This is a genomic window from Pseudomonas alkylphenolica, from assembly GCF_016009175.1.
In the GTDB taxonomy this organism is placed as follows: Bacteria; Pseudomonadota; Gammaproteobacteria; order Pseudomonadales; family Pseudomonadaceae; genus Aquipseudomonas; species Aquipseudomonas alkylphenolica_B.
In genome coordinates this window covers 105,297-115,560 of record NZ_JADUCM010000018.1, presented here as the reverse complement: position 1 = coordinate 115,560, position 10,264 = coordinate 105,297, and the positions used below count along the sequence as shown (strand labels likewise).

Annotated in this window: 12 protein-coding genes; 7 read left to right on the top strand and 5 right to left on the bottom strand. The window is 61.9% G+C overall.

Translation table 11 applies throughout. The features are described 5' to 3' along the window. Window positions 1–81 precede the first annotated feature (81 nt). On the bottom strand, window positions 82–639 hold the full coding sequence (locus I5S59_RS16645; protein ID WP_197877594.1) for a L,D-transpeptidase family protein: 558 nt from the start codon (window positions 637–639) through the stop codon (window positions 82–84). A gap of 18 nt (window positions 640–657) precedes the next feature. Then, a complete protein-coding gene (locus tag I5S59_RS16640; RefSeq protein ID WP_197877593.1) occupies window positions 658–1,212 on the bottom strand; it encodes an NUDIX hydrolase in 555 nt (184 codons plus the stop codon). Between the two features lie 133 nt (window positions 1,213–1,345). Here I5S59_RS16640 and I5S59_RS16635 point away from each other — a divergent pair, with 133 nt between their 5' ends. The 5 genes from I5S59_RS16635 (at window position 1,346) to purT (ending at window position 4,534) form a co-directional block, all read left to right on the top strand. Then, window positions 1,346–1,945 carry a CoA pyrophosphatase gene (locus I5S59_RS16635; RefSeq protein ID WP_128322512.1) on the top strand — a complete coding sequence of 200 codons (600 nt, stop codon included), beginning with the start codon at window positions 1,346–1,348 and terminating at the stop codon, window positions 1,943–1,945. Window positions 1,946–1,988: 43 nt separating this feature from the next. Next, entirely contained in the window at window positions 1,989–2,513 is a 525-nt protein-coding gene (locus tag I5S59_RS16630; RefSeq protein ID WP_197877592.1) for a gamma carbonic anhydrase family protein, read from the top strand. After that, complete coding sequence (locus tag I5S59_RS16625; protein WP_197877591.1) at window positions 2,513–2,725, top strand: DUF1289 domain-containing protein; 213 nt, start codon at window positions 2,513–2,515, stop codon at window positions 2,723–2,725. Before I5S59_RS16630 ends, I5S59_RS16625 begins: the two co-directional genes overlap by 1 nt. A gap of 63 nt (window positions 2,726–2,788) precedes the next feature. Next, window positions 2,789–3,256, top strand: coding sequence for a VUT family protein (locus tag I5S59_RS16620; RefSeq protein ID WP_128322509.1), 468 nt, complete (start codon window positions 2,789–2,791; stop codon window positions 3,254–3,256). Window positions 3,257–3,352: 96 nt separating this feature from the next. Continuing rightward, window positions 3,353–4,534, top strand: a complete 1,182-nt coding sequence (gene purT / locus I5S59_RS16615; RefSeq protein WP_197877590.1) for a formate-dependent phosphoribosylglycinamide formyltransferase — start codon at window positions 3,353–3,355, stop codon at window positions 4,532–4,534. Between the two features lie 56 nt (window positions 4,535–4,590). On the opposite strand, the gene I5S59_RS16610 is transcribed toward purT, so the two are convergent. The 3 genes from I5S59_RS16610 to I5S59_RS16600 all read right to left on the bottom strand — a co-directional run bounded on the left by I5S59_RS16610 (window position 4,591) and on the right by I5S59_RS16600 (window position 8,199). Further along, complete coding sequence (locus I5S59_RS16610) at window positions 4,591–5,895, bottom strand: MFS transporter (protein ID WP_128322507.1); 1,305 nt, start codon at window positions 5,893–5,895, stop codon at window positions 4,591–4,593. 266 nt (window positions 5,896–6,161) lie between these two features. Continuing rightward, window positions 6,162–7,373, bottom strand: a complete 1,212-nt coding sequence (locus I5S59_RS16605; RefSeq protein ID WP_197877589.1) for a transporter associated domain-containing protein — start codon at window positions 7,371–7,373, stop codon at window positions 6,162–6,164. A 13-nt stretch (window positions 7,374–7,386) separates the two neighbouring features. Further along, window positions 7,387–8,199: a cytochrome C assembly family protein gene (locus I5S59_RS16600; RefSeq protein ID WP_420066459.1), complete on the bottom strand. Its 813-nt coding sequence runs from the start codon at window positions 8,197–8,199 to the stop codon at window positions 7,387–7,389. A 196-nt stretch (window positions 8,200–8,395) separates the two neighbouring features. Between I5S59_RS16600 and ffh the strand changes: the two genes are divergently transcribed. Together ffh and rpsP are read left to right on the top strand one after the other, a co-directional pair. Further along, window positions 8,396–9,772 (top strand): signal recognition particle protein, encoded by a 1,377-nt coding sequence (gene ffh, locus I5S59_RS16595; protein ID WP_128322504.1) that lies wholly within the window; start codon window positions 8,396–8,398, stop codon window positions 9,770–9,772. Between the two features lie 236 nt (window positions 9,773–10,008). Beyond that, the gene (gene rpsP / locus I5S59_RS16590) at window positions 10,009–10,260 is read left to right on the top strand and encodes a 30S ribosomal protein S16 (protein ID WP_128322503.1); all 252 of its coding nucleotides are present in this window, start codon (window positions 10,009–10,011) and stop codon (window positions 10,258–10,260) included. Window positions 10,261–10,264 lie beyond the last annotated feature (4 nt).

Sequence of the window (10,264 nt, the reverse complement as noted above, 5' to 3'; positions counted from 1 at the left end):
CCCCCCCCCCGCCGCTCCCCACAAAACCCCCCCCCCCGGGGTCCCCCGGGCCGCGGCTTTTTTGTGCCCGGGGCAAAGCCCTCAGGGACGAATTTCGATCATCGTGCCGTCGGGCACCATGTCCCAGACTTCGCGCATGTCGCGGTTGGTCATGGCAATGCAGCCCTCGGTCCAGTCCAGGGTGTGGAAGAACTCCTCAGGGTACTCCTCGTCCAGCGGCGTGCCGTGGATCATGATCATGCCGCCAGGGGGTACGCCTTCACGCCGGGCCCGTGCCGAATCGCTGATGTTCGGGTAGGAGACGTGCATGGCCAGGTTGTAGCGGTCACTCTCCTTGCGCCAGTCGATCCAGTAGAAGCCTTCCGGGGTGCGCTTGTCACCTTCGCGCATTTTCGGGCCCTTGGGCTGCTTGCCCAGGGAGATGCGGTAGGTTTTCAGCGGTGCGCCGCCACTGATCAGCTGCAGGCGTCGCTCAGACTTGACCACCAGGATCTTGTCGATGGGCACTGCCGGTTGAGGTTTTAGCTGGAGAGGAGAAGGGGCGATCTTGTCGACCGGCCGGGTCACGATTGTTTCGGTAAACGCTGCCTGGGAAACCGAAGCCATACTGAGGCAGAAAAGGGCAAGCAACCAGCGCATGAAGCGGTATCCCGGAAATTAGTTGTTGGATGACGAGACGGGCATCGGTGACAGGCATTCATTGCCAATCGGGTAGTGTTGCTCGATGCGGTCACGATAATAGCATTCTAGGGTACGGGTGATGGTGCGGAAAGCCAGCTCGTCCCACGGGATCTCACTTTCGTCGAAAAGTCGCACTTCCAGGCTTTCGGCACCCACGGCAAAGTCCAGGTCAGCCAGTTCTGCGCGAAAAAACACATGCACCTGGTTGATGTGCGGCAGGTCGAACAGCTGGTAGAGGGTCATCTCGCTGACACGGGCGCAGGCTTCCTCGACCGTTTCGCGGCGGGCAGCCTGCTCCAGGGTTTCACCGTTTTCCATGAAACCGGCAGGTAAGGTCCAGTAACCCAGGCGCGGCTCGATGGCGCGGCGGCACAGCAGCACCTGGCCACCCCAGGTCGGCAGGACGCCGGCGACGATATTGGGGTTCTGGTAATGGATGGTCTGACAGTGGTCGCAGACGTAGCGCAGGCGTGTGTCGCCTTCGGGAATACGCTGATTTACCGGTTTGCCGCACGCGCTGCAGAATTTCATGCTTTTATTCCTGTAAGTAGCGCTTATCTTGGCGCGACTTTCACTGCACCTGCAAGCCGGTTCGTATCGGGGCTTGGGCGGCCCGCGGCTTTGGTGCATCATGCTGATCAGGCTTTGGAATCGAGAGAGAGCAATGCTGGACGAGCTACTTCGCCGCGTAAGCAGTCATACGCCGAGCACCCTGGAGACCGATCATCGTTTTCCCGAGGCCGCAGTGTTATTGCCCATCACCCGCAGCGAAGCGCCTGAACTGGTACTGACCCTGCGCGCCAAGGGACTGTCGACCCACGGTGGCGAAGTGGCCTTCCCTGGCGGGCGCCGCGACCCGGGAGATCCCGACCTGGTGTTCACGGCCTTGCGTGAGGCCGAGGAAGAGATCGGCCTGCCACCGGGGTTGGTGGAGATCATCGGTCCGTTGAGCCCGTTGATTTCATTGCACGGGATCAAGGTAACGCCCTTTGTCGGGGTGATCCCCGATTTTGTCGAGTACCAGGCCAACGATGCGGAAATTGCTGCAGTGTTTACCGTGCCGCTGGAATTCTTTCGCCAGGACCCGCGCGATCACACCCACCGTATCGATTACCAGGGGCGCAGCTGGTATGTGCCCAGCTACCGCTTTGGCGAGTACAAGATCTGGGGGCTGTCGGCGATCATGATCGTCGAGTTGGTCAACTTGCTTTACGATGCCCGGATCAGCCTGCATCAGCCGCCTGAACGCTTTACCCCAATTTGAGCGGGCCCACCCGCCACGACCGCCGCACCGTGAGGAACCACGCATGAAATACCGTCTGGGCGACCTGCGGGTCGAAACCCATCCACGCAGCTGGGCGGCGCCCACTGCCACGCTGATTGGTAAGGTGCGCTTGCAGGCCGGCGCCAGTGTCTGGTTTGGCGCAGTGCTGCGCGGCGACAACGAGCTGATCGACATCGGTGAGAACAGCAATGTCCAGGACGGTACCGTCATGCACACCGACATGGGCTCGCCGCTGACCCTGGGCAAGGGCGTCACTGTCGGCCACAACGCCATGCTGCACGGCTGCTCCGTGGGCGATTACAGCCTGGTCGGGATCAATGCGGTCATTCTCAATGGCGCGAAAATCGGCAAGTACTGCATCATCGGCGCCAATGCCCTGATTCCAGAGGGCAAGGAAATCCCCGACGGTTCACTGGTAATGGGCTCGCCGGGCAAGGTGGTGCGCGAACTCACCGACGCGCAGAAGAACATGCTCGAGGCCAGCGCGGCGCACTATGTGCACAATGCCGAGCGTTATGCCCGCGACCTCGCACCTCAGGAGGACTGATGAGCAGCAGTGAACGCCCGGTCGCCTCGCCCTGTGTGCAGATCTGTGCCCTGGATGAAGCGGATATCTGCACGGGCTGTCAGCGCACGGCCATGGAAATCACCCGCTGGGGCCGTATGGACAACACCGAGCGGCGCCAGGTGCTCCAGTTGTGCCATGAGCGGGCGCTGGCGGCCGGGCTCATCTTCAACGCGAACAGTATTGCCGGTTGAGCGGGTACTTGGCCGCAGGCTGCGGCTCAAGTACCCTGTAGGGCTTGTCCAGCGGTAATGCCCATGCCCTTTCTGATTGCCTACATCAGCAGTGTCGTGCTGATCAACTACGCCTTTTCCAGCGCCCCGCACCTTGATGTCATCTGGTCTGCCTGGGGCGGGCTGGTGTTCATCCTGCGCGATATGGTCCAGACCCGCTTTGGTCATGGCGCACTGATCGCCATGCTGGTGGCGCTGGCACTGTCGTACATCACTTCCGAGCCTGCCATTGCCCTGGCCAGTGCCACGGCGTTTGCCGTTTCCGAGCTGATCGACTGGCTGGTCTTCAGCATTACCCGGCGCCCCTTGCATGACCGTCTGTGGTTGAGTTCGGCGCTGAGCATTCCGGTCGATACCTTTATCTTTTTCGGCATGATCGGGGCGTTGACCCCGGCGGTGGTCGGCACCGCACTGGCATCTAAATTTGCCGGGGTGACGGCGGTCTGGCTGATCATGGCCTGGCGTTTGCGCAAGCGTGCTGCCATCGGCTGAGGCCGGGCGGCACGGTTCATGTAAAATGGCGCTCCTTTTCACCGGGTTGCACCGAGCACGGGGCGGCCCTGGATTCCTTCCTCTTGAGGACCTGAAATGACCCGTATCGGAACCCCATTGTCGCCAACAGCGACCCGCGTACTGCTGTGTGGCTGCGGCGAGCTGGGCAAGGAAGTGGTGATCGAGCTGCAACGCCTGGGTGTTGAAGTGATCGCCGTGGACCGTTACGCCAATGCCCCGGCCATGCAGGTGGCCCATCGCAGCCATGTGATCAACATGCTTGATGGCGCAGCACTGCGTGCGGTGATCGAGGCGGAAAAGCCGCACTACATCGTGCCGGAGATCGAAGCCATTGCCACTGCGACCCTGGTCGAGCTGGAAAACGAAGGCTTCACCGTGGTACCGACGGCGCGTGCTGCGCAGTTGACCATGAACCGCGAAGGTATCCGTCGCCTGGCTGCCGAAGAGCTGGACCTGCCGACTTCGCCGTACCACTTCGCTGACACCTTCGAAGACTATGCCAAGGCCGTCGAGGACCTGGGCTTCCCGTGCGTGGTCAAGCCGGTGATGAGTTCGTCGGGCAAGGGTCAGAGCCTGCTGCGCAGCGCCGGTGACCTGCACAAGGCCTGGGAGTACGCCCAGGAGGGTGGTCGCGCCGGCAAGGGCCGGGTGATCATCGAAGGCTTCATCGACTTCGACTACGAAATTACCCTGCTGACCGTGCGTCACGTCGGCGGTACCACGTTCTGTGCGCCGGTCGGGCACCGTCAGGAGAAAGGTGACTATCAGGAATCCTGGCAGCCTCAGGCCATGAGTCCCAAGGCCCTGGCTGAGTCCGAGCGTGTGGCCAAGGCTGTCACCGAGGCGCTGGGTGGCCGCGGCCTGTTTGGCGTTGAGCTGTTCATCAAGGGGGATCAGGTGTGGTTCAGCGAAGTGTCGCCGCGCCCGCACGACACTGGCCTGGTGACCCTGATTTCCCAGGACCTGTCGCAGTTCGCCCTGCATGCGCGGGCAATTCTTGGCCTGCCGATTCCATTGATCCGTCAGTTCGGGCCTTCGGCTTCGGCAGTTATTCTGGTGGAAGGTCAATCGCAGCAGACGGCGTTCGCCAACCTGGGCGTGGCCCTGAGCGAGCCGGATACGGCGATTCGTCTGTTCGGCAAGCCTGAGGTCAATGGCCAGCGCCGTATGGGCGTGTGCCTGGCGCGCGACGAGTCGATCGAGGCTGCGCGGGCCAAAGCGACCCGCGCTTCGCAGGCAGTCAGCGTCGAGTTCTGACTGACCGATAGCTGCAAGCCGCAAGCTGTGTGGCTTGCAGCTTGCGGCTCATCCCGTCACAGCTCCGAGTGGCGGGTTTCTTTCAGGCACAGCACGGCAATCAGGCTCAGCAGCGCTGCTGCCGACACATAACCGCCCACCCAGCTCAAACCACCCATCGCCACCAGCTTCTGGGCGAAGAACGGTGCTGCCGAAGCGCCGACGATGCCGCCGAGGTTATAGGCTGCCGATGCCCCCGTGTAACGTACGTGGGTGGGGAACAGTTCAGGCAGCAACGCGCCCATCGGCGCGAAGGTCACGCCCATCAAAAACAGCTCGATGGCCAGGAACAGCGCGACACCGGTGGTGGAGCCTGAGGTCAGCAGCGGCTGCATGGTGAAGCCCGAGAGAATCGCCAGGATCGCACCGACGATCAACACCGGCTTGCGCCCGTACTTGTCGCTGAGCCACGCCGACAGCGGGGTAGCCAGCGCCATGAACAACACTGCAAAGCACAGCAGGCCGAGGAACGTCTCACGGCTGTAGCCCAGCGTTGACACGCCATAGCTGAGCGAGAACACCGTCGAGATGTAGAACAGCGCATAGCACACGACCATGGCGGCGGCGCCGAGCAACACCGGCATCCAGTACTGCGAGAACAGTTCGACCACTGGCATTTTCACCCGCTCATGGCGGGCAATGGCTTTGGCGAAGATCGGCGTTTCTTCCAGCTTGAGTCGCACATACAGGCCAACGATGACCAGTGCAGCGCTAAGCAGGAAGGGAATCCGCCAGCCCCAGCTGCGGAACTGCTCGTCGGTCAGGACCATGGCCAAGGTCAGGAACAGGCCGTTGGCCGCCAAAAAGCCGATGGAAGGACCCAGTTGCGGGAACATGCCGAACCAGGCGCGTTTGCCTTTCGGGGCGTTCTCCGTGGCCAGCAAGGCAGCGCCGCCCCATTCGCCGCCAAGGCCCAGGCCCTGGCCGAAACGCAGTACGCACAGGAGGATCGGTGCCCAGGCGCCGATGCTGTCGTATCCCGGCAGCACGCCGATCAGGGTTGTACACACGCCCATCAGCAGCAAGGAGGCCACCAGGGTCGACTTGCGCCCGATGCGGTCGCCAAAGTGGCCGAACAGCGCCGAGCCCAGGGGCCTGGCCAGAAAGGCGATACCGAAGGTCAGGAACGCCGAGAGCATCTGTGCGGTGCCGGAGGTTTGCGGGAAAAACACCGGGCCGATGACCAGCGCGGCGGCAGTGGCGTAGACGTAAAAGTCGTAGAACTCGATGGCGGTGCCGATAAAGCTGGCGGTGGCCACCCTTGCCGGGGAGTTGCCGGTGCTGGCCGGTGCCGTGTCTGAGTAGGTGCTGCTGGTTGTCATGCGATTATCCCTGACAGTCGAGTGCTCCCTTGGCGTAGCCGCCGACCTGCACAGGCAGGCCCAGGCGGGCAGGCGCCGAAGCGTATTGTTGTTGGTCGCGTGACTGAGCATACGCCCGTTGGGGATAGGGGCGGCGCGGGCACGGTTCGGGGTGTGAACCAGTGCGTACTGGGCGCGCAGTATTCGGTCGAGCGGACTGGCCGAGAAACGCCAAATGCGGGTAGCGGGCGCGACGGCTGGGCTGGGTAAGCGTGGCTTGAGTATAACTAGCGAGTTACGGTCCAGACCAGTATGCGGCTGGCGCAATTGTCTTCAGTTTCGAGGATTTCCAGGCGATAACGGCCAATTTTCAGGCAAACCGCGCTGGCCGGTATGCTCTCAAGGGCCTCGGTCACCAGGCCGTTGAGGGTTTTCGGGCCGTCGCTTGGCAGGTGCCAGCCCAGGCTGCGATTGAGCTCACGGATGGCAACGTTGCCTTCGATGACGAAGCGCCCGTCTGCCTGTGGGTGGATGTGCGGGTTGTCCAGGCTGTGTTCGTCTTCGAACTCGCCGACGATCTCTTCAAGGATGTCTTCGAGCGTGACAATGCCCTGTACCTCGCCGTATTCATCGACGACGACGCCCAGGCGGCGCTGTTGCTTGTGGAAATTGAGCAGTTGCAGTTGCAGCGGGGTGCTTTCCGGCACGAAATATGGATCGTAGCAAGCTGCCTGAAGTGTTTCGCGGGTCAGCTCGGCCTTGGGCAAAAGGTGGCTGATCAGCTTGGTGTTGAGGATGGCTTCGACCTGGTTGATGTCGCTGTGATACACCGGCAGACGGGTGTGGCGGCTGATGATCAGCTGTTCGATGATCTGCTCGATGGAATCATCAAGGTTGATGCCGTCGACATCGTTGCGTGGCACCAGGATGTCGTTGACGGTGATCTTGTCCAGGGCCAACAGGCTCTCAGGCAGGTTCAGGCGGTGCCCGGCCTGCAGGTCGTCTTCGGTGTCGTCGGCATCGGTTTGATCGTGCAGGGCAACAGCGTGTGGCTGAATGCGGAACGGGCGCAGCAATACGCGGGCGCAGCCATCGAGCAGCCAGGCCAGGGGGCGAAGCAGTGTCAGCGGGGCTTTGAGCAGGCTGTTGCCGAGGCTGATGAAGGTCAGCGGGTTGCGACGGGCCAGCTGGCGTGGCAGGTACTCGGAAAGTACCAGCAGCAGCACGGCGGCGCCCAGCCCGGCCAGCCAGAAACCCTGCTCACCGTTGTAGCGCTGCCCCAGCAGGCAGGCCAGGGCCATGACCAGCAACTTTCCAAGGGTCGAGCAGAGCACCAGCGATTGCGGGGTGAAAGCCAGCTCAGGGTGTTCGCCGGTGACGCTGTTGCGACGCAGGTGATTGAGTTGCTGCTGGGCGGCGTCCACCGCAGTGAACAGTGCCGACCAGAGCAGGGCCAGTGCCAATATGCCAAGCAAGGGGCCTAACGGCAGAGCGTCCATTTACCTGTGCCCGTCAGATGTGCAGGATGAATTCGCGTACCAGCTTGCTGCCGAAGTAGGCCAGCATCAGCAGGCAGAAACCGGCGAGGGTCCAGCGAATGGCCTTGTGTCCGCGCCAGCCCAGGCGGGTGCGGCCCCACAACAGCACGCTGAACACCACCCAGGCCACACAGGCCAGCAGGGTTTTGTGCGCCAGGTGTTGCGCAAACAGGTTGTCGAGAAACAGCCAGCCGGAAATCAGCGACAGCGACAACAGTCCCCAGCCAGCCCAGAGAAAACCGAACAGCAGGCTTTCCATGGTTTGCAGGGGCGGGAAGTTCTTGATCAGCCCCGACGGGTGCTTGTGCTTGAGCTGGTGATCCTGAAGCAGCAGCAACAGCGCCTGGAACACGGCGATGGTGAACATCCCGTACGCCAGGATCGACAGCAGGATGTGCGCAAGGATACCGGGCTCTTCGTCGATCAGCGGCACCGTGCCGGGTGGCGCGAACTGCGCGGTCAACGCGGTGAGCATGCCCAGCGGAAACAGCAGCACCAGCAGGTTTTCTACCGGGATGCGCAGGCAGGCGAGCAGGGTCAGGGCGATGACCGCGGTGGCGATCAGGCTGGCGGCGCTGAAAAAATCCAGGCTCAGGCCCAGCGGCGTGATCAGTTGCCAGCACAACGCAGTGCCCTGGGCAATGACCGCCAGCGCGCCGAGCAGGCCGAGCAGGCGCTTGTCGGCCTTGGCGCCTTGCGCCAGGCGCGAGCCTTGATAGAGAGTCGCGGCGGCATACAGGCAGGCGGCGATCAGGTTGGGTAGCAAGCTGGGTGACAAAGGGAGCATAAGTCCTGTTAGGCAAGCCCGAAAAGAGCTGAGTTTGGCATAGAACGCGCCCGCCAAGGAAGACTGCCAGCCGACGGCGAGGTGTGCGCTTGCCCGAGTCTTCGTTATAATCGCCGACCTGCCCCTGCCCAAGGCCCGTCGAACACGCCAGAGGCAGCTGATAAACCTCGGTTCTACAGAGCCAGAAAGGATCACCATGTTTGAAAACCTGACCGACCGTCTGTCACAGACGCTGCGCCATGTCACCGGCAAGGCCAAGCTGACCGAAGACAACATCAAAGACACCCTGCGTGAAGTGCGCATGGCGTTGCTCGAGGCTGACGTCGCCCTGCCGGTGGTCAAGGATTTCGTCAACAAGATCAAAGAGCGTGCCGTCGGCACCGAGGTGTCGCGCAGCCTGACACCGGGCCAGGCATTCGTGAAGATTGTCCAGGCCGAGCTCGAAGGCATGATGGGCGCGGCCAACGAAGAGCTGTCGCTCAACGCCGCGCCGCCGGCTGTAGTACTGATGGCCGGTTTGCAGGGTGCGGGTAAGACCACCACCGCCGGCAAGCTGGCGCGCTTCCTCAAAGAGCGCAAGAAGAAGTCGGTGATGGTGGTGTCGGCTGACGTCTACCGTCCGGCGGCGATCAAGCAGCTGGAAACGCTGGCGGGCGACATCGGCGTGACCTTCTTCCCGTCCGATATCAGCCAGAAGCCAGTGGCCATTGCTGAAGCGGCCATCCGCGAAGCCAAACTGAAATTCATCGACGTGGTCATCGTCGACACCGCCGGTCGTCTGCATATCGATGCCGAGATGATGACCGAGATCAAGGACCTGCACGCCGCGGTCAAGCCGATCGAAACCCTGTTCGTGGTTGACGCCATGACCGGTCAGGATGCGGCCAACACCGCCAAGGCGTTTGGTGACGCGCTGCCGCTGACCGGTGTGATCCTGACCAAGGTCGACGGCGATGCCCGTGGTGGTGCGGCGCTGTCGGTGCGTGCGATCACCGGCAAGCCGATCAAGTTCATCGGTATGGGCGAGAAGAGCGAAGCGCTCGAACCGTTCCACCCGGACCGTATCGCTTCGCGCATCCTGGGCATGGGTGACGTGCTCAGCCTGATCGAACAGGCCGAGCAGACCCTCGACAAGGAAAAGGCCGACAAACTGGCCAAGAAGCTGAAGAAGGGCAAGGGCTTCGACCTCGAAGACTTCCGTGACCAGCTGCAACAGATGAAGAACATGGGCGGCCTCGGCGGCCTGATGGACAAACTGCCAAGCATCGGTGGCGTCAACCTGGCACAGATGGGCAATGCCCAGGGTGCGGCCGAGAAGCAGTTCAAGCAGATGGAAGCGATCATCAACTCCATGACCCCGGCCGAGCGCCGCGACCCTGACCTGATCAGCGGTTCGCGCAAGCGCCGTATCGCCATGGGTTCCGGCACCCAGGTGCAGGACATCGGTCGCTTGATCAAACAGCACAAGCAAATGCAGAAGATGATGAAGAAGTTTTCTGCCAAGGGCGGCATGGCCAAAATGATGCGCGGCCTGGGCGGCATGATGCCTGGTGGCGGCATGCCCAAGCTGTAACCCGATTCAGATCAGCGGCCTGAAACCGGGCTGCTGATCGGAACCCCGCCTTCGGCGGGACACTGCTGCTTTATATAAGGCAGCGTTATTCGCAAATCTGCAGGCTGGCCTTTTTCCTTGTCGTAAAAAGGCATTTGCAAAAGTCCGTGTATTCCTTGAGAATATGCGGCCTTTCGGGCACCCGTGTGCCCGCTGTGCATTATGATTTGCAGCACCGACTACAGGAACGATGTTCAATGCTAACCATCCGTCTTGCCCGTGGTGGCTCTAAAAAGCGCCCATTTTACACCCTGACCGTGACCGACTCGCGTAACCCGGTTACCGGTTCGCACATCGAGCAGGTTGGTTTCTTCAACCCTATCGCTCGTGGTCAGGAAGTTCGTCTGTCCGTTAAACAAGACCGCGTTGCTCACTGGCTGAGCGTTGGCGCACAGCCGTCCGAGCGCGTTGCTCAACTGCTGAAGCAAGCTGCCAAGGCTGCTGCCTGAGCAA